General features: G+C 68.6%; 23 protein-coding genes. 12 read left to right on the top strand and 11 right to left on the bottom strand.

What is annotated here, in order from left to right:
* Positions 1 to 47 precede the first annotated feature (47 nt).
* Entirely contained in the window at positions 48 to 1,559 is a 1,512-nt protein-coding gene (locus ACH46_RS17625; RefSeq protein ID WP_062394080.1) for an aldehyde dehydrogenase family protein, read from the top strand.
* 141 nt (positions 1,560 to 1,700) lie between these two features.
* Positions 1,701 to 2,300 carry a TetR/AcrR family transcriptional regulator gene (locus ACH46_RS17620; protein WP_062394079.1) on the top strand — a complete coding sequence of 200 codons (600 nt, stop codon included), beginning with the start codon at positions 1,701 to 1,703 and terminating at the stop codon, positions 2,298 to 2,300.
* A gap of 229 nt (positions 2,301 to 2,529) precedes the next feature.
* Here the strand turns inward: ACH46_RS17620 and ACH46_RS17615 are convergent, their stop codons facing one another.
* Entirely contained in the window at positions 2,530 to 3,648 is a 1,119-nt protein-coding gene (locus tag ACH46_RS17615; RefSeq protein WP_417935306.1) for a class I SAM-dependent methyltransferase, read from the bottom strand.
* A 67-nt stretch (positions 3,649 to 3,715) separates the two neighbouring features.
* Here ACH46_RS17615 and ACH46_RS17610 point away from each other — a divergent pair, with 67 nt between their 5' ends.
* Positions 3,716 to 4,918 (top strand): multidrug effflux MFS transporter, encoded by a 1,203-nt coding sequence (locus ACH46_RS17610; protein ID WP_226995667.1) that lies wholly within the window; start codon positions 3,716 to 3,718, stop codon positions 4,916 to 4,918.
* Here ACH46_RS17610 and ACH46_RS17605 read toward each other — a convergent pair.
* Positions 4,912 to 5,784 (bottom strand): LysR family transcriptional regulator, encoded by an 873-nt coding sequence (locus ACH46_RS17605; RefSeq protein WP_062394076.1) that lies wholly within the window; start codon positions 5,782 to 5,784, stop codon positions 4,912 to 4,914. The two genes, ACH46_RS17610 and ACH46_RS17605, sit on opposite strands and share 7 nt — an antisense overlap.
* A 70-nt stretch (positions 5,785 to 5,854) precedes the next feature.
* Here ACH46_RS17605 and ACH46_RS17600 point away from each other — a divergent pair, with 70 nt between their 5' ends.
* The 4 genes from ACH46_RS17600 (at position 5,855) to ACH46_RS17585 (ending at position 8,285) form a co-directional block, all read left to right on the top strand.
* The gene (locus ACH46_RS17600; RefSeq protein WP_062394075.1) at positions 5,855 to 6,217 is read left to right on the top strand and encodes a nuclear transport factor 2 family protein; all 363 of its coding nucleotides are present in this window, start codon (positions 5,855 to 5,857) and stop codon (positions 6,215 to 6,217) included.
* Between the two features lie 18 nt (positions 6,218 to 6,235).
* Complete coding sequence (locus tag ACH46_RS17595; protein WP_062394074.1) at positions 6,236 to 6,793, top strand: MOSC domain-containing protein; 558 nt, start codon at positions 6,236 to 6,238, stop codon at positions 6,791 to 6,793.
* Positions 6,794 to 6,887: 94 nt separating this feature from the next.
* Entirely contained in the window at positions 6,888 to 7,328 is a 441-nt protein-coding gene (locus ACH46_RS17590; RefSeq protein ID WP_062394073.1) for a VOC family protein, read from the top strand.
* A 6-nt stretch (positions 7,329 to 7,334) separates the two neighbouring features.
* Positions 7,335 to 8,285, top strand: coding sequence for an RNA polymerase subunit sigma-70 (locus ACH46_RS17585; RefSeq protein ID WP_062394072.1), 951 nt, complete (start codon positions 7,335 to 7,337; stop codon positions 8,283 to 8,285).
* 100 nt (positions 8,286 to 8,385) lie between these two features.
* On the opposite strand, the gene ACH46_RS17580 is transcribed toward ACH46_RS17585, so the two are convergent.
* The 7 genes from ACH46_RS17580 to echA20 all read right to left on the bottom strand — a co-directional run bounded on the left by ACH46_RS17580 (position 8,386) and on the right by echA20 (position 15,892).
* Entirely contained in the window at positions 8,386 to 8,703 is a 318-nt protein-coding gene (locus ACH46_RS17580; protein ID WP_062394071.1) for a transcriptional regulator, read from the bottom strand.
* A gap of 72 nt (positions 8,704 to 8,775) precedes the next feature.
* The gene (locus ACH46_RS17575) at positions 8,776 to 10,497 is read right to left on the bottom strand and encodes an outer membrane protein assembly factor BamB family protein (RefSeq protein ID WP_062394070.1); all 1,722 of its coding nucleotides are present in this window, start codon (positions 10,495 to 10,497) and stop codon (positions 8,776 to 8,778) included.
* The gene (locus tag ACH46_RS17570) at positions 10,494 to 12,170 is read right to left on the bottom strand and encodes an outer membrane protein assembly factor BamB family protein (RefSeq protein WP_062394069.1); all 1,677 of its coding nucleotides are present in this window, start codon (positions 12,168 to 12,170) and stop codon (positions 10,494 to 10,496) included. Before ACH46_RS17570 ends, ACH46_RS17575 begins: the two co-directional genes overlap by 4 nt.
* Positions 12,171 to 12,382: 212 nt before the next feature.
* A complete protein-coding gene (locus tag ACH46_RS17565) occupies positions 12,383 to 13,426 on the bottom strand; it encodes an NAD(P)H-dependent flavin oxidoreductase (protein WP_062395590.1) in 1,044 nt (347 codons plus the stop codon).
* A 47-nt stretch (positions 13,427 to 13,473) separates the two neighbouring features.
* Positions 13,474 to 14,229 (bottom strand): CoA-transferase subunit beta, encoded by a 756-nt coding sequence (locus ACH46_RS17560; protein ID WP_193392917.1) that lies wholly within the window; start codon positions 14,227 to 14,229, stop codon positions 13,474 to 13,476.
* Positions 14,226 to 15,122 (bottom strand): CoA transferase subunit A, encoded by an 897-nt coding sequence (locus ACH46_RS17555; RefSeq protein ID WP_062394067.1) that lies wholly within the window; start codon positions 15,120 to 15,122, stop codon positions 14,226 to 14,228. The genes ACH46_RS17560 and ACH46_RS17555 overlap by 4 nt, the downstream gene beginning before the upstream one ends.
* Before the next feature lie 5 nt (positions 15,123 to 15,127).
* Entirely contained in the window at positions 15,128 to 15,892 is a 765-nt protein-coding gene (echA20, locus tag ACH46_RS17550) for a (7aS)-7a-methyl-1,5-dioxo-2,3,5,6,7,7a-hexahydro-1H-indene-carboxyl-CoA hydrolase (RefSeq protein WP_062394066.1), read from the bottom strand.
* Between the two features lie 91 nt (positions 15,893 to 15,983).
* Between echA20 and ACH46_RS17545 the strand changes: the two genes are divergently transcribed.
* From ACH46_RS17545 to ACH46_RS17530, 4 genes are read left to right on the top strand one after another with little or no spacing between them, the layout of a single operon-like run.
* A complete protein-coding gene (locus ACH46_RS17545; RefSeq protein ID WP_062394065.1) occupies positions 15,984 to 16,763 on the top strand; it encodes an SDR family oxidoreductase in 780 nt (259 codons plus the stop codon).
* A gap of 16 nt (positions 16,764 to 16,779) precedes the next feature.
* Complete coding sequence (locus tag ACH46_RS17540; RefSeq protein ID WP_062394064.1) at positions 16,780 to 17,676, top strand: SDR family oxidoreductase; 897 nt, start codon at positions 16,780 to 16,782, stop codon at positions 17,674 to 17,676.
* On the top strand, positions 17,663 to 18,034 hold the full coding sequence (locus tag ACH46_RS17535; protein ID WP_062394063.1) for a DUF8021 domain-containing protein: 372 nt from the start codon (positions 17,663 to 17,665) through the stop codon (positions 18,032 to 18,034). Before ACH46_RS17540 ends, ACH46_RS17535 begins: the two co-directional genes overlap by 14 nt.
* 22 nt (positions 18,035 to 18,056) lie before the next feature.
* Complete coding sequence (locus ACH46_RS17530) at positions 18,057 to 18,866, top strand: crotonase/enoyl-CoA hydratase family protein (protein ID WP_062394062.1); 810 nt, start codon at positions 18,057 to 18,059, stop codon at positions 18,864 to 18,866.
* A gap of 69 nt (positions 18,867 to 18,935) precedes the next feature.
* On the opposite strand, the gene ACH46_RS17525 is transcribed toward ACH46_RS17530, so the two are convergent.
* Entirely contained in the window at positions 18,936 to 19,847 is a 912-nt protein-coding gene (locus ACH46_RS17525; protein ID WP_062394061.1) for a type IV toxin-antitoxin system AbiEi family antitoxin, read from the bottom strand.
* Between the two features lie 130 nt (positions 19,848 to 19,977).
* On the bottom strand, positions 19,978 to 20,874 hold the full coding sequence (locus ACH46_RS17520) for an oxygenase MpaB family protein (protein ID WP_062394060.1): 897 nt from the start codon (positions 20,872 to 20,874) through the stop codon (positions 19,978 to 19,980).
* Positions 20,875 to 20,971: 97 nt separating this feature from the next.
* On the opposite strand from ACH46_RS17520, the gene ACH46_RS17515 reads away from it, so the two are divergent.
* A complete protein-coding gene (locus ACH46_RS17515) occupies positions 20,972 to 21,541 on the top strand; it encodes a TetR/AcrR family transcriptional regulator (RefSeq protein WP_062394059.1) in 570 nt (189 codons plus the stop codon).
* The last annotated feature ends 24 nt before the right edge of the window (positions 21,542 to 21,565 follow it).

Raw genomic sequence — 21,565 nt, 5'->3', positions numbered from 1 at the left:
TGGGATGAGAAGGCAAATTTGTCTCAAACAAGTGAGTGGAGTGTGGAATGACCAAGCCTGCTGATGTGGCGGTGCGTGCCGGAGACAAGGTCTCGTCCGAGTCGCACACGATGGAAGAGCTGCTCGAGATCCAGAAGGCGGCGTTCCTGCGTGATGGCATCCCCGACGCGCACACCCGCATCGATCGCATCAATCGTCTGGGGCAGATGCTGCTCGATCACGCCGACGAGATCACCGCTGCGCTGACTGCAGACTTCGGCACCCGGCCCGCCGACCTCTCGATCGCGGCCGACGTCGCCGGCTGCATGATCGACATCGCGCACCAGCGGCGCAGTGCCGAGAAGTGGATGAAGGAGACCAACGTCGCGCGCATCGCGGGCGCCCTCGGCTTCAAACAGCGTCTGCGCCGCGATCCGCTGGGTGTCGTCGCGATCATGGGGCCGTGGAACTTCCCGCTGCAGCTGACGATCGTGCCCGCCGCGTCGGCCTTCGCCGCGGGTAACCGGGTGCTGATGCGTCCGTCGTCGATCACCGCGAAGACCACCGATGTGATCGCGCGCGTCGCCCCGGACTACTTCTCGATCGAGGAACTCGCGGTCATCACCAGCAAGCACGGCGGCGGCTCGGACTTCGCCAAGCTGAAGGCCGACCACATGTTCTTCACCGGCTCGCCCGAGGTCGGTTCCTCGGTGGCGCAGGAAGCCGCGAAGAACCTGGTCCCGGTGACGTTGGAACTCGGCGGCAAGAACCCGGCGATCGTCGACAAGACCACCGACATCACCAAGGCCGCGCACTTCTTGGCCGACGCCCGGATGATCAACGGCGGCCAGGTGTGCCTGTGTCCCGACTACGTCTTCGTTCCGGAGGAGAAGGTCGGCGAGTTCACCGAGAAGGTGATCGCCCGCTGGACCAAGAACTTCCCGACCATCGTCGACAACGACGACTACACGTCGACCATCAACGAGAAGAACTACCAGCGGATCGTCGGGCTGATCGACGACGCCGTCGAACTCGGTGCACAGAAGCGCCAGGTGATGCCGGCCGGCGAGCAGCTCCCGAACGACGCTGTGCGCAAGATCCCGCCGACGCTGCTGACCGGCGTCACCCCCGGCATGAAGATCGAGGACGACGAGGTCTTCGGCCCGGTCCTGACCGTGTACCCGTACCGCGTGTTGTCGGAGGCGATCGACAAGATCAACTCCAGCGGCCACCCGCTGACCCTCTACTGGGCTGGCGACGACAACGACAACCTCAAGACCGTCGCGGACAACACGCGCAGCGGGTCCATCTCCGGCAACGACTTCGGCCTGCACATGCTGTCGCAGGGCCTGCCGTTCGGCGGCGTCGGCCGGTCCGGCCTGGGCAACTACCACGGCGAGTTCGGCTTCAACACCTTCAGCCATGCCCGCGCGGTGACGGTGTCCAAGCTGCCGATCTCGTTCGCGGAGATCATGACCGCGCCGTTCACCAAGCGTGATCGGCGGATGGCCGACATGCAGATGAAGTTCTGGCGCTTCATGAACGGTCGTGCCGTCAAGAAGTCGGCGAAGAAGCGCTGACCGCTCGCCTGATCAACGCCACCGCCGCGGACTCGGAGACGAGTCCGCGGCGGTGGCGTCTTTGCGTCGAGTAGCAGACGCCGACAGTTTCACCAACCAAGCGTTTGCTAGGGTGAAGGGAGCGGAACAATCGAGGGAGGCATGGTGGCGTCGAAGACGACGAGCGGTCCGAGTCGGCGGGACGAGCTCCTCGGCATCGCGGGGGAGTTGTTCGCCGATCGCGGGCTGCGATCGACAACGGTACGCGACATCGCCGATGCCGCGGGAATCCTGTCCGGCAGCCTCTATCACCACTTCGACTCCAAGGAGTCCATGGTCGACGAGTTGCTGCGCGACTTTCTGGACTCGCTGTTCGCTCGCTACCGCGAGATCGTCGATGCCGGACTCCCTGCGACCGATACTCTCCGCCAGCTGGTGGTCGCGTCGTTCGAGGCCATCGACTCCCGCCACACCGCGGTCGCGATCTACCAGAACGAGTCGCGCCATCTCCTCGGTCAGGATCGGTTCGAGTACATCGGCGACCGCAACGTCGAGTTCCGCCGCCTGTGGGAGTCGCAGCTCCGCCGCGGCGTCGACGAGGGCGACTTCCGTGCCGACCTCGACATCGACCTCGTCTACCGCTTCATGCGCGATACCGTGTGGGTCGCCGTCCGCTGGTACCGCCCCGGCGGCTCGATGACCGTCGAGCAGATCGCCGACCAGTACCTGTCGATCGTCCTCGACGGCATCCTGCCCCGGTAAGGGCGCTGCTTTCAGGATGGTCGAGTTCGCCGACGCGAGCCTGCGAGCGCTCGACGAGTATCGAGACCACCGTGAGTTTCGCTGGCACGCAGTTGTTTTCGATGGTGCATGACCCAGCCCGCCAGCCCGGAGGTCTCGATACTCGATCGTTGCTCGCAAGCTCGCAGCGTCGAACTCGACCCACCTGGAGGCTCTAGCCGGAATCGAACTACACGGTTGAGCCGGCCGGTTATCGATGCACGGATGCCGTCACCGTGAACTTCGCGTTCCGCGCGACCTGCCGGGTCGGTCCCACGACCTTCTCCAGCGTCGGGCGGTAGCGCAGGTGCGAGTTCCACACGCACCACAGTTCGCCGCCTGGGGCCAGCGCGCGGGCGGCGTCGGCGAACAGGTGGCGGGCGATCCCGGTCGAGAGCGCGGCATCGCTGTGGAACGGCGGATTCAGCACGACCAGTTCCTGTGAGGCGTCGTCGACCGCCTCCAGGCCGTCGGCCTGCACGACCGTCACGCGGTCGGCGACACCGTTCTCATCGGCGGTCGCGCGGGCCGACGTCGCGGCAGCGGCCGACCGATCCGTGGCGAGCACCGTGATCTCCGGGCGTGACAGCGCCAGCCGCGCGGCGACGACACCACTGCCGCACGCGAGGTCGACGGCGGTCGTCGCGTCGGGGAGCGCGTCGTCGAGCACGCTCAACAGGAAACGGGTGCCGACATCGATCCGGGTGCCTGCGAAGACGCCGCCGTTCGCGGAGACCGTGAGCTGGACGTCGTCGTGCCGCTGCGTCTTCGGCCACGCCGCGAGCTGTTGTGCCGCGACATCGGCGCGCGGTCGGCGCGCGAACAGGACGCGTGACTTCTGCCGGGCGTGACTGACGTCGACGCGGTCGAAGACCTCGCCGAGGACGTCGTTCATCGCCACCGACATGTGCTTGATACGACCGCCGGCCACCACCACGACCTCGGGATCGGCGTGCGCCGCGATCAGTGCGGCCACCTCGGCGAGCCGGTCCAGGCTGCGCGGCAGTCGAAGGAGGACGACGCGGGCGCCCGCGACCGCGGCGGCGTCGAACGGGAGCGACTCGACGGAGACGCCGAACCGATCGGCGTTCCGCTGCAGCGCCCGCTGCCCGGTGATCACGTCCTGGTGGCTGCGCACGCCCACGGCGCCCGACGCGGCAGCGCCGGTCGCGAGCGCGCCGTACGCGTCGTCGATCACCGCCACCGTCCCCGGCGCGCTCTCGGCGAGGAGTGAGGCGGCCTCGTCGAGGATCAGCCGATCGGCGGCGTCCGACGCGGCGAGGTCGGCGCCGTCGACGTCGGGGTCGCGTCGCAGCAGGGAGAAGTCCACGTTCGCGAGGTTACCGGTGAGCGAGAGCGATTCCGGAATCGTCGCCTCGCGGCGGTACCGTCGCCTCATGTCTTCTCCCGCAGCGACATCGACCCGACGGGCGATCCCCGTCCCGATGCTCCTGACCCTCGCGCTGCTCGCAGCCATCGCGCCGCTCGCCATCGACATGTACCTGCCGGGCCTGCCCGTGCTCGGCGACGACCTCCACGCGTCCCAGGCAACGGTGCAGCTCACGCTCACCACGTTCATGCTCGGGCTCGCCGCCGGACAGTTGCTGATGGGTCCGATGTCCGACAGCCTCGGACGCCGTCGCCCGCTGATCCTCGGGACCGTGCTTCTGGTGGCCGCAGGCATCGGCTGCGCGGTGGCGCCGTCGATCGCGGTGCTGATCGTCTTCCGTTTCGTGCAGGGTCTGACCGGCGGCATCGGCGTGGTGGTGGCGCGCGCGGTGATCGCCGACCGCACCAGCGGCGACCGCTCCGCGAAGCTCTTCTCGATCATGATGATCATCACCAGCGCCGCACCCGTCGTCGCACCGCTGCTCGGCGGCGCGCTGATCGGCCCCATCGGCTGGCGCGGCATCTTCGTCGTGCTCACCGGCCTCGCCGTCGTCATGCTGCTCTCGGTGCTCGCCTTCGTCCCCGAGACCCTCCCGACCGAACGGCGGCATCCGTTCCAGGCCGGGACCATCGCGCACAACATGCGCGCCGTGCTCGGCAACCGCCGCTACCTCGGCTACACGCTCGCCTTCGCGATCGGCTTCGGCGGCATGTTCGCCTACATCTCGGCCTCGCCGTTCGTGATTCAGGAGTACATGGGCTTCTCGCCCGGCGCGTTCTCGATCCTGTTCGCGATCAACGCCGTCGGCATCGGCATCGCGGGCACCGTCAACACCAAGCTCGTCGGCCGCGTGCGCCCGCAGCGGCTGCTCGCGGTCGGCGTCGCCTTGCTGGTGACGGTCGGCATCGCGATGATTCTCGCGGTCACGCTCGCGCCCGGCGTGCACTGGCTGCTGCTGGTGCTGATGTTCTGCCTCACCTCGTCGTTCGGCCTCACCGCGGGCAATGCGACGGCGCTCGCCCTCGGTGAGGTCCGCGAGCGCGCGGGCACCGGCTCCGCGGTCCTCGGCACCCTGCAGTTCGTGGTCGGCGCCATCGTCCCGCCGCTCGTCGGCCTCGGCGGATCGGCGAGCCCGGTGCCGATGGCCATCGTCGTCGTGATCTGCACGCTGCTCTCGGCCTGCGCATTCCTGACGACGCTGCGTCACTGAGTCAGAGTCGTCGCCAGCGTCTCGGCCATCGCCCGGGCCGCGGACGACGGATCCGCACGGCACGCCAGCGACAGCGACGTCCGGCGCGACCGCGCGATCGGTACGGCCACCACCCCCGGACGTCCCGAGGCCATCGACGGCGTAAGGAGTCCGACGCCGCTGCCGAGTTCGGCGAGCGCCAGGACCGCCTCGGGGGAGTGCGCGGCGACCGCCGGGACCACCTGCACCTGCTCTGCGGCGCACGTCCCGTCGAGCGCGGTCCGCACGCCGGTCCCCTCCGGGAGCGACAGGACGGTGGTCTCGGCGAGCTTCGCCAGGGCGATGCGGTCCCGGTCCGCCCACGGATGGTCGACCGGAACGACCGCCGCCAGGGGCTCACGGATCAGCGTCCACGACCGCAGCGATTCCGGCAGCGGTTCGCCGTGCGCGACCAGCGCGACGTCGAGCCGCCCGCGCAGCAGGTCGGCGATCATCCGATCGGAGTTGTCCTCCACCACCGACACCGACACGTCGGGGTGGTCGCGGCGGAACGCGGCGAACCCCCGCAGGTAACCGGGGACGGTGCAGCCGATGACGGTTCCGAGACGCACGTGCCCGCGAACCACGCCCGCGAGCTCGTCCGCGGTGGTGCGGACGGCCTGCACCGCGCGCAGCGCCGCCCGCGCGTGCTCCAGGATCGCCTCGCCTGCCGGCGTCGGTGTGACGGTGCGACCGGACCGGTCGAAGAGGCGCTGCCCCAACTCCTTCTCCAGTTTCGCGATCTGCGCGCTGACGCCGGACTGACTCACGAGCACCTCGTCGGCCGCCGCCGTGAAACTGCCGTGATCGGCCACCGCGACCAGATAGCGCAACTGATGCAGTTCCATGACTGCTGATTCTAGTTTGTAGAAGAACCAGCTGTTGGACGTATGGTCCCGCCGGGCGGACAGTAGAGACATGACCACAGCACAGACCCTCACGCCCCGCCAGATCGCCGAACTCTACGTCGACTGCTGGGAGCGGAAAGACTTCACCGACCTGGCCCCGTATCTGGCGGCCGACTGCGAGTTCACCGGCGTGTTCGGCACCGCCTCCGGACCCGACGAGTTCCTCGCCGGACTGAAGGGCATGGCCGCAGGCACCGATAGCCTCGTCGTCCGCAAACGGCTGGCCGACGACGCCGACGTCATCACCTGGTTCGACCTCGGCATGGGTGGTGCGCCCGCCACCGCCGTCGCCAACTGGACCCATGTCGAGAACGGTCTCATCACCCGCGTGCAGGTGACCTTTGATCCGCGCGAGATGCTCGCCGCGCGCTGACCCCGTTACCCTGGCCGCATGGCATCCGTGACGGCGATCTGCGTCGTGGCCCGACTGCATCCCGACGCCGGAAAGATCGGCACCACCGCGATCGACAAACAACCGGTCAACGGGCCGGTCACGATCAGCGAGTACGGCGCGTACGCCGATGTGCAGGCCGACCGTAAATACCACGGCGGCCCGGACAAGGCGCTGTACGCATACGCGCAGGAGGACGCCGACTTCTGGTCGGACGAACTCGGCCGCGACATCCCCGCGGGCTTCTTCGGCGAGAACCTCCGGACCGTCGGCATCGACGTCAACGGCGCCCGCATCGGTGAACGCTGGCGGATCGGAGAGAAGGTGGTCGTGGAGGTCACCTCCCCGCGGATCCCGTGCCAGACCTTCGCGCGCTGGATGGGCGGTGGGGGTAGGGACGCCGACGGCCGCGGCTGGGTGAAGCGTTTCGCGCAGGAGGCGCGCGTCGGACCGTACCTGCGCGTCGTCGAACGGGGCAGCATCGCGGCGGGCGATGAGATCGTCGTCCTCAGCGTGCCCGACGACGCCCCGACGATCCGGGACGTGTCCCCGCGCTGAAGTTTCTTCGCCGACACCGATCAGTTTCGAGCGCGGCGTCGGTCTATCTCTATGACGGCATCCCGACGGGAGCCGCAGACGAGAGGAACCCGCCATGCACACCATGATCTTCGTGAACCTGCCGGTCGCCGACATCGAGGCGTCGCGCGCCTTCTTCGGCAAGATCGGGTACCGCTTCGACGACCGCTTCGGCGGCGACCAGTGCGCTGCGCTGGTGCTCGGCGAGACGATGGTCGCGATGCTGCTGGAACGCGACTTCTACCAGACCTTCGTCCCCGGGCGGCAGATCATCGACGCCACCACGACCAGCGGCGCCATCCTCTGCCTCGACGCCGACAGCCGCGAGGTGGTCGACGAGATCGTCGGGAAGGCGCTCGCCGCCGGCGCGACCTTCGGCAACACCGAGGACCACGGATTCATGTACGGCAGCTCGTTCTTCGACCTCGACGGCCACGGCTGGGAGATCATGTGGATGGACCCGGCCGCCGTGGAGGCCGGACCCGAGGCCTACGCCGCCGCACAGAACGGGAACTGATCGGGCATGACCGACGACCGCGCCTTCGACGAGGCCACCAGCGCTCTGCGCGCCGAGCTGCTGGTGCACTGCTACCACATGCTCGGTTCGGCGACCGACGCCGAAGACGTGCTGCAGGACGTGTACCTGCGCGCGTGGCAGGCGTTTCACCGCTTCGAGGGGCGGTCGTCGGTCCGGACCTGGATGTACACCATCGCGACCAACACCTGCTTGACCGCGCTCAAGGGCAAGGCCCGTCGGCCGCTCCCGACCGGTCTGGGCACCGAGGCGTCGGATCCGCGCGAGCCGGTCTTCGCCAACGACGAGATCCTCTGGCTGCAGCCGCTGCCCGACGGCGCGCTCGGTGATCCCGCGTCGGCGGTCACGGCGCGCGAGAGCGTCGGGCTGGCGATGGTCGCCGCCATGCAGGACCTGCCCGCCCGTCAACGCGCGGTCCTGATCCTGCGCGACGTCCTCGCGTTCAGCGCCGCCGAGACCGCGGCTGCCCTCGACATGTCGGTGGCCGCGGCCAACAGCGCGCTCGCCCGGGCGCGGTCGACGGTCGGGGAGGGCACCCGGCGGGAGGGTCGTCGTGCCGCGGAGCTCACCGAGCACGAACAGCAGGTCTGGGACGATTTCTGCTCGGCTTTCGAGCGGCACGACATCCCCGGTGTCGTCGGCGTGCTCGCCTCCGACGCGGTGTGGGAGATGCCGCCGTTCCCCGGCTGGTACATCGGCGCGGAGGAGATCGGCGTGCTCAGCCTCGAGCAGTGTCCCGCCAAGGTCGCCGGCGACGTCAAGATGGTCAAGACCACCTGCAACGGGCAGCCCGCCGCCGGCATGTACATGCGCGACGGCGACGTCTGGCGCCGCTTCCAGCTCGACGTCCTCACCATCGCAGGCGGCGAGATCACGCACGTCGGCGCGTTCTTCGAGCCGGAGCTGTTCCGGCTGGCGGGGCTGCCGGAGACGTTGTGAGCGGTTACCGCACCACTTCTGGCGCTGCAGCACCATTTCCGGTTCCCGCACTCAGTCGCGACCGAGTGCGGGAACCACAAGTGGTGCGACCCGCCGTCAGCTACACGTCGTCGTCGCCGACGGGGCCGCCTTCGCTCTCCCACGTCTCGATCAGCATGACGCTGGTCTCCGTGAACTTGCGGCGCACGCCGACGCCGCCGAACTCGTCCTCGGGGACGAACTGCGCGCCGTAGTGGACCAGGGCGCGGGCGACGCGGTGGATCTCCTCGGAAGTGAGCGATTCACCGCCCTTCTCGTACTGGCGTAGGGCCTTCGTCTCGACCTCGGCGTGTCGGGCGATCGTGCCTGCCGACACCCCGCTGAGGTGCCGTGCTGCGCGGGCGAGGGAACCATCCATCCGAATCTCTGTTGCGGCCATGCCCCCATTGTGCGCGTTCCCGATGGGCCCGACCGGCGAATGCGGAACCGGTGCGGGAGAACGGGCTTCGGGTCAGCGGAGACCGACGATCTCGGTCATGACGGAGCCGCCTCTCGATCCGAAGCAGACGGCGAGGACCGCGCCGGGAACGACGGTGAGCGATCTCAGGCTGAGATCGTGGGTCAGTGTTCCGGGCAGGCACTGCGCGGGTCGTCTCGTCACCGAGCGCTGCCGCGGGTTCACGACGAGGAAGCCGTCGCGGGCACCGACGACCACCGTGTCGCCCAGCCAGACCGGCTCGACGAAACCCGGTTGAGTGGGAATGCCGGCCGCAGGGATCCGCGTCCACCGGTGTGCGTGCACGTCTCGGACCATGACGGCCGGGGTGGTGCCGAAGAAGGGCGCACCCTTCTGCGGGGCGTCGATCAGTGCGATCTTGCCGTCGTACAGCGCCGACAGCGTCGTCGTCGTACTCGTGAACTGATCGACCACCGAACCCGACTCCTCCTCGATGATCGCGGTGAAGGTCGGATTGCCGTCGTCGAAAGGCCGCGTGGTGAACGTCGCCGCGAAGTGGCCGGACCCGATGGCGGAGATCTGACGGTAGCGCCAGTCGATAGTCGGATCGACGGTGACGCGCTGCTCGCGACCGGTCGCCGACTCGGCCACGACGAGCGTGTTCGGCGCGCCGCACTCGGTCCGGAGCACGTGAATGCGGGTGACGGCCACCTTCGGACTGCACGGGAGGGAGATACGGCGCTGAACGGTTCCGTCGTCAGGGTTCATCAGCGTGACCTCGGTGGACTCGGCCTGCGTCGTCTCGCCGGCGTCGAAGCCTGCTGCCCCTCGAACGCGCCATCGTCCGCCGTCCCAGGGATCGGCCGATCGCCATCGGACCGCGCCGGTGACTACGTCCAGACCGACGGTCAGGCTCTCACCCGGAAGTACGAGCACCTGCGCTTCGGCGCCGGTGGTCAGCTGGGCGGAGGCCGCGCTCGGTGTTTTGATTCCGCCGATCGCTCGACCGTCGAACGACCAGACCGGAGCGCCGGTCGACGCGTCGTAGGCGGTCACGTCGTCGCCGGTGACGGTGACGAAGCCACCGTCGGTCGGAATCACGGCGACACGGCTGCCGCCGATCCGGTGACGGAAAGTCACCGTGTCCATCGACTCCGGGAACGCGGGCACCTTCGCCTCCGGCGCGGTGTGCTGTTGGATGGTCAGCGCCGGCCGGGCGACGACCACCGATCCGGCGACGACTGCCGCGCACACCGTGAAGGTCACGGCTGCGGAGATCGCGGTGGACCGGCTGAGTCCGAGCATCGGCTGCGGCTCGCTGTCGCGCGCCGTGACCCAGACGCCGTGCGACACCGCGCCGACGCAGAGCATGCCGATCACCGCGCACGACAGTCCGATCAGCGCCAGCGGGACTGAATACCCGACGTCGAGGAGCCGCAGCGTGGCGAAGTCGTCGGCGAGCGAGCCGGCGAGGATCCGCGTCCAGATCGCGACGGCGGCGAACAGGCACAGGCTCAGCCAGGTGGTCGCAGCATCGAGTCGGCTCGGACGGTCGGAGCGAGCCCGTGCCGCGAGGTGCCAGAGCAGAAGCAGAACGGTGACGCCGACGACCAGGGCCACGACGGCGGCGCGGATCGTGAGTCGTTGGCTGTCGGGCACGATGTCGAGGTTGTCCACACCGATCAACGAGGCTGTGGCGCAGGAGATCGCGGTCAGCGCAGTGGCGGCTCCGACGCCCCAGACGACGGGGACGCCTGTCGATTCGGTCGTGGTCATGACTGCTTCCCCTCGAATCGCACCAGCGTGTCGTCGCTGAGGGCCGTCACTCCGACTGGGCCGATCAGCGGAACCCCGCCGGCGCCGGTCACGATCTGTGCCGCGCCGGTCCTCCGGTCGACGATGACGAGCGCGTCGGGGAGCGTGCCGTCGTCGGACCGATCCTGCGTCCAGACGATCTGGTCGCGGAGCCAGACGACTTCCACGGGAGAGCGATCGACGCCGCGCACCGGAAGGTCGGGGTGGGCACCGGTCAGCGACACGATGCGGAGACGGTCGGGCCGCCGCGTGCTCCAGTCGCGTACAACGCACTCACCGTTCGCGGCGCACGATTCCACTGAGCTGCCGGCGGACCGACTGTCGCGCAAGTCCAGGACCAGTCGGCCAGTGGTCGTATCGCGGATTCCGTCGAGTCTCCAGTCGGTGCCGGTTGCCGTCACCGGGACGAAGCGGTCGGGGAGCTCCGCGGTCTGAGGTTGGAGCGCGAGATCGGGCCGGCCGTGCGACCTCCGCGACGACAGCACTGCGCCGGTGGTCGGGTCGAGGGCCAGCACTCGACCGGCTTCGCCTCCGGTGCACGCTGTTACTAGGGTCAGCCGTGGTCGATCGCGGATCTGGTCGACGGCGCAGTCACGCGGGACGGTGTACGTCCACAGAACGCTGCCGTCCTTCGGGCGGAAGGCGCGGACCGTCCGGAGATCGTCGGTCACGGAGACGGGAAAGCCGCCGTCGAGAAAGACCGTGGGCGAATCGAAGGCGGCCCAATCGACCCAGCCCGCGAGCGGAAGGTCGGACGTCCACCGGATGTCGCCGGTGTCGGCGTCGATCGCGGCCGTCCAGGGCGCGTCGCGGTCGGGATCGCTGACGATGACCAGTCCGTTGCGCTGGTCCGCCAGCATCGACACCTCACCGGCGGGCAGGTTGGTTCGCCAGCGGACGGTGCCGGTGTCGGCGTTGATCAGCTCGCCTGTGGCCACCAGGAAACCGGGACCGACCGGTCGTGCGTTCCTCATGGACCGTCGGGCGTCGGGGTGGGGGTTGGGTTCGATCTCGACGGCCTGCGACTGCGTCGAGATGGACGTCGGAGTCGGACTCGTGGCGACCGGATGGACGTCGAGCTTCGTCACGACGAGGGCGGTGGACTCCGATTCGGGGGCGCGGGGTGCGGTCGTCAGGGCTGTCGCTACGACCGCCACCACGAGCCCGATCGCCACGATCCGGCTGCCGCGCAACGGTGGCCGTCGGGACTGGATGGCGTTGTCGAGGCACAGTGCCGTCGCCGGAACCGCCAGGAACAGGAGGAAGCCGACGATGTCCGCGCGATGGATCAGGTAGTCGATCGTCTCCGCACCGTCGACCCGATTCGCGACGGCGACCACCGACGACAGGAACCAGATGCCCGTCAGCACGACCGCCGGGGTCCGGCGGCTCACCCTGTCCCGTCGCAGCAGAACGATGGCGGCGACCACGAGCGCCGCGGCCGCAAGGATGCCGAACCCGAGGAACACCGACACGCGGTACTGATCGACCTCGGGACTCAGATCGGGGCCGCCGGACAGCAGCGACATGACGGAGATGACGAGTGCAGCGACGACGGTGCCGACACTGACCGCGGTCACGACCATCGCGACGACGTCACCGGTGCGGTCTCTGATGGGGTCGGGTTCGGTCACGCCCGGAGCCTATCGGGCATTTCGACGACGGTCCGTCGTCGGGATGACTGTCCTGCACCACATCCCGCTCCAGTCGCACCGCTTCCGACTCCCGCACTCGGTCGAGACCGAGTGCGGGAGACGGAACAGGTGCGGAAATGGGGTCAGGCCCGGCCGACGAGGGGACGTCGTCGGCCGGGCCTGAGTCTTGGGAGGGTGCTGCTGTCGAGGGGTCAGCGGGGGAGCGACGCCAGGCGCGCGTGCGCCTGCGTCATGATCGTGGTGATCAGCTCCTGGCACGAGGGCAGGTCGTCGATCATGCCGACCACCTGACCGGAGGCGAGGACGCCGGCCTCTGTGTTGCCGTCGACCAGTCCGGCCTTCAACAGCATCGGGGTGTTGCCCGCCATGATGATCTGCTGCCAGGTGCGCTCGCCCGACTTCTTCATCGACGCGCCGTCGCGGAGCATGGTGCTCCAGTGCATGCCGGTCATCTGCTTGAACTCGTTGGCGTTCCGCGCCGCGGCGATCAGCGCCTTGGCCTTGGAACCGCTCTCGAGCGCGTTGACGAGTTCGGTCCGGAGCACGCGGTGCGGCATGCCGTCGACCTTCTTCGAGACGACGGTGTCGTTGAGGCCGCGCTTCAGGTACTCCTGCTTCACGCTGTCGGGGACGGCGGAATCGGAGGTCAGCAGGAAGCGGGTGCCCATCGCGATGCCGTCGGCGCCGTAGGCCAGCGCGGCGACGAGGCCGCGGCCGTCGAAGAAGCCGCCCGCGGCGACCACCGGAATCGAGGTGGGGCCGTCCTGGCCGCCGAGCGCGTCGATCACCGACGGCAGCAGCAGCGTGGTGGCGACCGGACCGGTGTGTCCGCCGCCTTCGCCGCCCTGCACGATGACGGCGTCCGCGCCCCACGACGCGACCTTCACCGCGTGCTTGGCGGCGCCGATCGACGGGATCACGACCAGGCCGTGATCCTTCAGCTTGGCGATCAGCTCCTTCTTGGGAGCCAGCGCGAACGACGCGACCTTGACGCCCTCGCGGATCATCAGGTCGACGCGCTCTTCGGCGTCGGTGGCGTCGGCCCGCAGGTTGACGCCGAACGGCTTGTCGGTCAGCGACTTGGTCTTCTTGATCGCGAACTCGAGTTCGTCGTACGTCATCGTCGCGGACGCGAGGATGCCGAGACCGCCCGCGTTGGCGGTGGCCGCGGTCAGCGACGGGCCGGAGACCCAGCCCATGCCGGTCTGCACGATCGGGTATTTGATCCCGACCATCTCGGTGAACCGCGTCGACAGCGGTGCGGGTGCGTTCTGGTCGTCGCTCACGAGCGGACCTCGCGGTCGCGCAGGCTCTTCGGATCCAGGACCTCGCGGATCAGCCGGAGCTGCTCGTCGGTGGGGGCCGCGGTGACCGGTGCCGAGTCGAGGTCGGAGATCGGGAAACCGGTGTTCTCGGCCACCTGCTCGGCGGTGACGCCCGGGTGCAGCGACAGCGCCCGCATGGTGTGGCCGGGGCCGCCGAAGTCGAAGACGCCCAGGTTGGTGACGACCCGGTGGATGTTGAGGTCGTCGTACGCGGGGTTGCGCTCGTCCACCTTGTCGAAGCCGACGCCGGCGACGATGTCCACCTGCTCGCAGAACACGCGCTTGGTGTGGTTGCCGACCCAGTAACTGGTCGGGTGGTTGATGGTGTTGCCGGGCGCGCCGCGGACACCGAACATCTGGCGGGTCGGCTGCTGCAGCGGGCCGAACGCCGACAGGTTCTGGTTGCCGTAACGGTCGATCTGGTTGGCGCCCATCACCACGTGGCGACGGCCGGAGGCGACGACGTCGAAGACCTTGCGGAAGGGCATCCAGCCCTCGATGGCGCCGACCTTTCCGACGGCCGGGGTGTCGGCCAGGATCAGCGCCTCACCGTCGGTGATCAGCAGATCCGGTTCGGTGGTCAGCCGCGCCAGGCGCGCGCCGATCAGCGGGTTGGTGGCCATCGGCGACGCCATGATCTCGCCGGCGCCGGTGAAAATGTCCGCGCAGGCCGCGACGCAGTACTCCGCGCGCGTGATTTCTGCAGTACTCACTTGGCTTCCTCCTGCTCGGCCTGCCACTTGGTGACTTCGTTCTGGTAGGTGGCCTCGTCGACGTCGAGGAACCGGGTGCGGAACGCGGTCCAGCTCTCGTCGTCGGCGGCCGACGCGGCGTAGTGCTTCAGGAACGCGTTGTCGCGTCCGTAGCCGCCGGCGAAGGTGAAGTGCGCGCCGTTCGGGGCGTGCACCACGCGGTCCACGTTCATGCGGTTCACGATCAGACGCTCGCGCTCCACCGACGAGACCAGCTCCTCGGTGCTGACGATCTGGTCGGCCTCCACGTACCGGCGCTCGGCGGCGGCCAGGTAGAGGTCGTCGAAGTACGGGTCGACGCCGGTGTAGGCGGCGTTGCCGTGGGCGTCGGCCAGGTCCAGGTGGACGAAGGCCGCGTCGAGCTTCAGTGCGGGCATCGCGATGAGCGTCTGCGTCCGACCGTCCGCGTCCGGGTACGGCGACTCGATGGTCTTGAGCTCGTCGCCCCAGAACTCGGTGACCGCGGAGCCCAGACCCGCACGGATCGGCAGGAAGGGGAGGCGGGCGGCGGCGGCCTCGAGGCCGCACTTGACCATGCCCTCGTCCATCTCGCGGGCCTCGATGGCGCCGCTGGTGCGGGCCTTCGCGAACCACGGATCGTAGAACGGTGCGGCGTCGAGCGAGACGAAGCCGTAGTAGGCGCGCTTCACCTTGCCCGCGGCGCACAGCAGGCCGAGGTCGGCGCCGCCGTAGGTCACGACCGTCAGGTCCTTGACGTCGGACCGGGCGATCGCGCGGACCAGGGCCATCGGCTTGCGCCGGGAGCCCCAGCCGCCGATGCCGATGGTCATGCCGTCGCGCAGTTCGGCGACGACGTCGTCGAGGCTCGACGTCTTGTCAGTCTTGGCAGCCATGCCAGTCACTTCCCCTCTTTCAGAGTCTTTCCGGTGGCCACATAGGCATCGCGGTGCTCGTCGGCGACGCCGGCGAGATTGAGTTCGTAGGTGTAGCGCTGCTCCAGCAGGTAGCTGGTCTTCACGTCGACGGGATCGATGCCGTTGATCGCGGCCTTGGCGGCGCGGATGACGCGGGTGTCCTTGGCGTCGATCTTCCGGGCGACCTCCAGCGCGGTCTCCAGCAGTTCCTCGCGCGGAACGGCCTTGTAGCAGGAGCCGAAGTGGACCAGCTGCTGCGCGGTCACGTTCTGCGCCGTGTAGTACAGGGTGCGCATCATGTGCTGCGGGACCAGGCGCGCCAGGTGGGTGGCGGCGCCGAGGGCTCCGCGGTCCACCTCGGGCAGACCGAAGACGGCGTCGTCGGACGCGACGATCACGTCGGCGTTGCCGACGAGGCCGATGCCGCCGCCGACGCAGAAGCCGTTGACGGCGACGATCACCGGGACGGCGCAGTCGTAGACCGCGGAGAACGCGGCGGCGCAGCCCTTGTTGGCGTCAATCAGGGCGCCGAAGCCGGTGGTGTTCTGCATCTCCTTGATGTCGACGCCTGCGTTGAAGCCGCGGCCCTCGGCACGCAGGATCACCACGGAGGTCTCCGGGTCGGCGCCTGCGGCGAGGATCGCGTCGGCGAGTTCGAACCAGGCGGCGCTGGGGAGCGCGTTGACCGGCGGGAAGTCGACCGTCACGGTGACGATGCCGGATTCGGCTCGGGCGGTGGTGATCGGCACACCGTCTCCTTTGTTCGGGGCTGGAAAGGGGCTCTTGGGAGAGCGTGGGAGCTACCCAAGCAAATGCTTGGTTGTTTGTTACAGTAGCACCATGACCGAAGCAGTGCACAGCCCGGTGAATCTGGGGCTGGCAGGAAAAACCGTCCTCATCACCGGCGGCGCGCGTGGCGTCGGCGCGGGCATCGCGCAGGTGCTCGACGACTTGGGCGCCGTCCCGATCGTCTGCGCCCGCCGCCCCGGCGACGACGACCGCGAGTTCTACCCGTGCGACGTCCGCGACTCCGACGCGGTGGCCGACATGATCAACCGGATCGTCGCCAAGCACGGACGGCTCGACGGCGTCGTCAACAACGCGGGTGGTTCGCCGTTCGCGCTGGCCGCCGACGCGTCCGACAACTTCGCGCGCAAGATCGTCGAGCTCAACCTCATCGCGCCGCTGATCGTCGCGCGTGCCGCGCAGAAGGTGATGGTCGAGCAGGAGGGCGGCGGCGCCGTCGTCAACATCTCCAGCGTCAGCGGCCACCGGCCGTCGCCCGGCACGTCGGCCTACGGCGCCGCGAAGGCGGGCCTCGACAACCTGACCGACTCGCTCGCCGTCGAATGGGCACCCTCGGTCCGGATGAACTCCGTGATCTGCGGTCCCGTCGAGACCGAGCTCTCCCACATGCACTACGGCGACGACGACGGCATCGCCGCCGTCGGCGCGACCATCCCGATGGGTCGCCTCGCCCGTCCCGCCGACATCGGCAACGCGGTGGCGTTCTTCCTCTCGCCGCTCGCGCAGTACATCACCGGCTCCACCGTCACCGTCCACGGCGGCGGCGAGAAGCCGGCCTTCCTCGCCGCGGCCAACGCGGGCAACGAGTCCTAAGAGAAAGCGAAAAACCATGAGTAACAAGCTGAACGACGGTCGCGTCGTCATCGTCACCGGTGCCGGCCAGGGAATCGGCCGCGCCCACGCGCACGCCTTCGCCGCCGACGGCGCCAAGGTGGTCGTCAACGACTACGCCGCCGACTCGGCCGCCACCGTCGTCGAGGAGATCAAGGCTGCGGGCGGCGAAGCCGTCGTCGCCGCGGGCGATGTCGCCGACTGGGACACCGGCGCGAAGATCGTGCAGACCGCCATCGACACCTTCGGTCGCCTCGACGTCCTGGTCAACAACGCGGGCTTCCTGCGCGACCGCATGCTGCTCTCGCTCAGCGAGGAGGAGTGGGACGCGGTGACCCGCGTGCACCTCAAGGGTCACTTCGTGATGCTGCGCCATGCCGGCGCGTACTGGCGCGCGCAGGCCAAGGCCGGCGAGCAGGTCCAGGCCAGCATCGTCAACACCAGCTCCGGCGCAGGCATCTTCGGTTCGGTCGGTCAGGGCAACTACGCCGCCGCCAAGGCCGCGATCGCCGAGCTGACCATCCAGGCCGCCGCCGAGCTCGGCGGCTACGGCGTCACCGTCAACGGCATCGCCCCCGCCGCGCGCACCCAGATGACCATGGGCGCCGGCGACGCGATGGCCGCGCAGATGGCCGCCCCCGAGGACGGCTCGTTCGACGCCATGGACCCGGCCAACATCTCCCCGCTGGTCGTCTGGCTCGGCTCGCCCGAGTCCGGCGACGTGACCGGCCGCCTCTTCGAGGTGGAGGGCGGCACCGTCACCGTGCTCGACGGCTGGCAGCGCGCCGCGTCGCGCGACAAGGGCGCCCGCTGGGAGCCCGCCGAGCTCACGCCGGTGATCGCCGAGCTGATCGCCGCGTCGCCCGCGCAGGTCAAGGCCTATGGCGCTCGCTGACGCGGACCGGATCGCGGCCGCTCGCGCCTACGTCGACGCGCTCGTCAGTCACGACGCGTCCGCGGTCCGGCTCCATCCGATGTGCACCCGCACCGAGCTGGGCGTCAAGACCGGGCGCGACGGCGCGCACATCGCGCGCAGCCTGGAGGGCGGCCCGCAGTTCAAACTGATCCACGCGATCAGCGAGTTCGAGGCCTCCGTCGACGGCGACACCGTGCACAGCACGTATTACGTGCACGTTCAGCCGAAACCGCTCGGGCTCGCCGCCCGCGTGGTGGAGTCGTTCGTGGTGAACGACGACGGCGAGATCACCACGATCGTCGCGTCGTTCTCCGTTCCGCGCCGCAAGGCGCTTTGACCTCTCGCGAAAGGAATCCGCAGTGTCGGACACGTCCGCAAGCCCCGTCCTCTACGACCTCCGCGACGGCGTCGCTGTCATCACGCTGAACCGCCCGGAGGCGATGAACTCGGTCAACGCCGCCCTCGCGACCGGTCTCGGCGAGGCGATCGAGAAGGCGGCCACCGACCCGGCCGCGCGGGTGGTCGTGCTGACTGGCACCGGTCGTGCCTTCTGCGCCGGCGCCGACCTGAAGGCCATCTCGCGCGGTGAGTCGATCGCCGCCGAGGGGCATCCCGAGTGGGGCTTCGCGGGCCTGGCGCAGCACTGGCTCGACAAACCGATCATCGCCGCCGTCAACGGCTTCGCGATGGGCGGCGGCACCGAGTTGGCGCTCGCGTCCGACCTGGTGGTCGCGGCCGACACCGCGGTCTTCGGCCTCCCCGAGGTGAAGCGCGGACTGATCGCGGGCGCCGGCGGCGTGATCCGGCTGCAGCGGCAGCTCCCGATGAAGCGGGCGCTGGAGCTGGCGTTGACCGGCGACGGCATCGAGGCCGCCGTCGCCCTCGACTGGGGGCTGATCAACCGGGTCGTGCCCGCCGACCAGGTGCTCGACACCGCTCTGGAGCTGGCTCGGAAGATCGCGGCCAACGCGCCGCTGTCGGTGCAGTACAGCAAGCAGATGCTCTACCGCACCCAGTCCGGCCCGTCGGACTGGAACCCGGCGTGGGGCACCGAGGAGCCGTGGGCCGTCAACGGGGAACTCGGCCTCAAGGTCTTCACCTCCGCCGACGCGATGGAGGGCCCGCGCGCCTTCGCCGAGAAGCGTGAACCGAACTGGCAGGGCAAGTAGCGCAACTCCCAGAAGATTTGGCGACATCTTGCCGCTCAGAGCGGCAAGATGTCGCCAAATCTCTGTCGTTCACATCGCTCGACGCAGTTCAATGGCCTCGATGAGTTCCCGCATGCAGGCATCGGGTTCGGTGACCAGCCGAGCCCAGCTGAAACTCAATGGGAGCCAGCTCATCAGGGCGAGCTGGTTGCCCTTCTTCTGATCGCGATCCCAGCGGTCGTGGTTCTTGTGGAACTTCCAACCATGGATCTCGACCCCGATCTGTTCGTCGACCCACGCGAAGTCGAGGCGATAGCCGCAGAACGGGACCTGCTGTGACCAGCCGTCGATGTTGTACTCCTTGAGCAACCTGACGAAGAGTCGCTCGGCCTCGGACTCGGAAGGATCCTCCGCCGCCTCCAACAGCATTCGAGCCCTGTGCATGCCGAACGAGCCGGCATTGCGTTCGAGACTCCGTCGCAGGTCGGTGAGATGAACGCGCCGCTCCTGCAGCGCGCGGTCCATGATGGCGATACCGTCCTCGTGCTCGGCCGCCACCTGCAGCACCGTGAGAGGCAGGTCGGTGACAGGTAGTTCACGGACTGTCGTCAGATCTTCGGCCGGAAATGTTCGCCGTTTGGCCTCCACCTCGAAGCCCAGCTGAAGACGGTTGCGCGTGGTGCGCGGCACCGACACCGTCAGCGGGCCGGGTAATTCGTCGAGGAGTCCGTGCCACCAGGCCGCCGTCGATCGGTCGGCGACTCCGCCGTGCGCTGCGACCGCGATCCTGACCCGCGCGGCCTCGGTGAGGCGGTGCTCGGCCGACAGGTAGACGCCCTGCGATTCGGTGGTCCACAGTCCGGTGTCGAGGCGGTTCTGAACTTGATGGCGCGACAGCCCCAGGTCGGTCGCCTTCGATCGGGTGATCACCCCGTCGTGGTCGGCGAGATGATCTGCGACGGCGAGATGGGGGTTGGCGGGGCCTTTTCGAGTGAGTTCCACGTGGATTGGACGCAGCGGAGGCGAGTCCGGTTCCACGACACGCCGATGACGGCCGATTTCCTTGGTGAGACAGAGATTTGGCGACATCTTGCCGCTCAGGGCGGCACGATGTCGCCAAACTTCTGCGCTGTCAGTGCTTCACGGGGCAACCCGCATGTGCGAACGTGCCCATCTGCCCGATTTCGTACCCGTCCGGGTAGGTCTTCTGGCGTGCCATGTCCTGGATCCGCTTCATCGTCCGGCGCTTCGGCAGGTAGGAGACCAGTTTCCCGCGCAGCTTGAGGCCGGCGATCGAGGCCTTCCGAATCGCCGGGTGGGGCGCGTCGTAGCCGAACGCGTCGAGCAGCGGATCGTCCATGATCGCGCGGCTGAACGGATCGATCAGCGGGCGCAGCGGTTTCGGATAGAACGTGGTGAACAGAGCCAGGGTCGCGTCGCCGGTCCGGCGCACGCCCGGCGTTCCGCCCGGGACGTAGTGCTCGGCCTCGTAGGAGTCCATCAGTTCGGCGAACTCATCGTAGGTCGCGGGGATGTCCTTGATCGCCATGTGGCGGCCGAGCGCACGGTAGTACAGCGTGATCGCGCGGACCTCGTCGGCGGTCAACTGCCGCCACCCGTAGTCGGCGATCCAGCGGACCGGGACCACGACGAACGTCGCGAGGACGTACAGCATGTCGGTGTTCGGGATCTCGTACATCTTGTGCATCTGATTGATGCGGCGGATCGCGTCCTTGCCGTCGCGGCTGTCGAAGCCCTCGAGCAGCGGGACCTCGAGGAGGATCGCGGTGTCGTCGTACCGCTTCTGCGCGTGGTCGCGGAACTGGCGGGTGTCGTCGAGCAGTTCGCCGACGCTGGGGACCGCGTACGTCCGGAAGAGGGCGAAGCTGAGCGCCTGCATGATGTCCCACGGGAACTCGTACGTCGCGAGCGTTCGGTACATCTCGTGGAACTGCGTCTCCGGGTCCATCCCCGCGGTCAGCGACGCGGTGTTCTTCAGAGACTTCGGTGCGAGAGTGGGCAATGCCATGGTCGTCAGCTCCTCAACTGGGCGATGAGCCAAACTATAAGTGGACTTATAGTTTTGTGCAAGAGGTCACTTCTCGTCGTGTGGAAAGCTGGTCGCCATGGCGAAGAAGTCGGTTCCGTCCGAGCATGCGCGACGACGATTCCTGGATGCGGGCATAGCTGTCCTGGGCGAACGGGGACACGCCGGGCTGAAGTTGGCGCAGGTCTGCGCGGCTGCCGGAGCGAACACCGGCAGCTTCTATCACGCCTTCTCCAGTTGGGCGGATTTCAAGACGGCGCTCATCGCGCATTGGCGGCAGGAGCAGAGTCGGCGCCTCATCGACGGCGCGCTCGCGATCGACGATCCGATCGAGCGGATCACCTTCCTGACCGACGTCGGCCTCACGCTCGACCGCGCGTCGGAGGCGGCGATCCGCGTGTGGTCGACCCACGACGACGAGGTGCGCGGCCACCTGGAGGAGGTGGATCGCGAGCGCGCCCGGGTCATCGCCGACACCAGCGCCGCCGTGATCGACGATCCCGACCGGGCGGAGGTCTTCGCGCAGGTGGCGATGTATCTGCTGATCGGCTATCAGATGAGCACCGTCGAATCGCTGGACGCGCTGCGCGTCGGATTCCAGTCGATGCTGGAGCACACGCTGGGGGAGAAGGCGCCGATGCTCGGGTAGGCGCAGACGACGACAGGCCCGGTC

The organism is Gordonia phthalatica, from assembly GCF_001305675.1.
Taxonomy (GTDB): domain Bacteria; phylum Actinomycetota; class Actinomycetes; order Mycobacteriales; family Mycobacteriaceae; genus Gordonia; species Gordonia phthalatica.
Note: the sequence above shows the minus strand (reverse complement) of the source record. Positions and strands in the feature narration are given on the sequence as shown.

Coding starts and splice junctions, on each gene's coding strand:
- ACH46_RS17625 (WP_062394080.1), top strand. CDS start 48: ATGACCAAGCCTGCTGATGTGGCGGTGCGTGCCGGAGACAAGGTCTCG.
- ACH46_RS17620 (WP_062394079.1), top strand. CDS start 1,701: ATGGTGGCGTCGAAGACGACGAGCGGTCCGAGTCGGCGGGACGAGCTC.
- ACH46_RS17610 (WP_226995667.1), top strand. CDS start 3,716: ATGTCTTCTCCCGCAGCGACATCGACCCGACGGGCGATCCCCGTCCCG.
- ACH46_RS17605 (WP_062394076.1), bottom strand. CDS start 5,784: ATGGAACTGCATCAGTTGCGCTATCTGGTCGCGGTGGCCGATCACGGC.
- ACH46_RS17600 (WP_062394075.1), top strand. CDS start 5,855: ATGACCACAGCACAGACCCTCACGCCCCGCCAGATCGCCGAACTCTAC.
- ACH46_RS17595 (WP_062394074.1), top strand. CDS start 6,236: ATGGCATCCGTGACGGCGATCTGCGTCGTGGCCCGACTGCATCCCGAC.
- ACH46_RS17590 (WP_062394073.1), top strand. CDS start 6,888: ATGCACACCATGATCTTCGTGAACCTGCCGGTCGCCGACATCGAGGCG.
- ACH46_RS17585 (WP_062394072.1), top strand. CDS start 7,335: ATGACCGACGACCGCGCCTTCGACGAGGCCACCAGCGCTCTGCGCGCC.
- ACH46_RS17580 (WP_062394071.1), bottom strand. CDS start 8,703: ATGGCCGCAACAGAGATTCGGATGGATGGTTCCCTCGCCCGCGCAGCA.
- ACH46_RS17575 (WP_062394070.1), bottom strand. CDS start 10,497: ATGACCACGACCGAATCGACAGGCGTCCCCGTCGTCTGGGGCGTCGGA.
- ACH46_RS17565 (WP_062395590.1), bottom strand. CDS start 13,426: ATGGTCGGGATCAAATACCCGATCGTGCAGACCGGCATGGGCTGGGTC.
- ACH46_RS17555 (WP_062394067.1), bottom strand. CDS start 15,122: ATGGCTGCCAAGACTGACAAGACGTCGAGCCTCGACGACGTCGTCGCC.
- ACH46_RS17545 (WP_062394065.1), top strand. CDS start 15,984: ATGACCGAAGCAGTGCACAGCCCGGTGAATCTGGGGCTGGCAGGAAAA.
- ACH46_RS17540 (WP_062394064.1), top strand. CDS start 16,780: ATGAGTAACAAGCTGAACGACGGTCGCGTCGTCATCGTCACCGGTGCC.
- ACH46_RS17535 (WP_062394063.1), top strand. CDS start 17,663: ATGGCGCTCGCTGACGCGGACCGGATCGCGGCCGCTCGCGCCTACGTC.
- ACH46_RS17520 (WP_062394060.1), bottom strand. CDS start 20,874: ATGGCATTGCCCACTCTCGCACCGAAGTCTCTGAAGAACACCGCGTCG.
- ACH46_RS17515 (WP_062394059.1), top strand. CDS start 20,972: ATGGCGAAGAAGTCGGTTCCGTCCGAGCATGCGCGACGACGATTCCTG.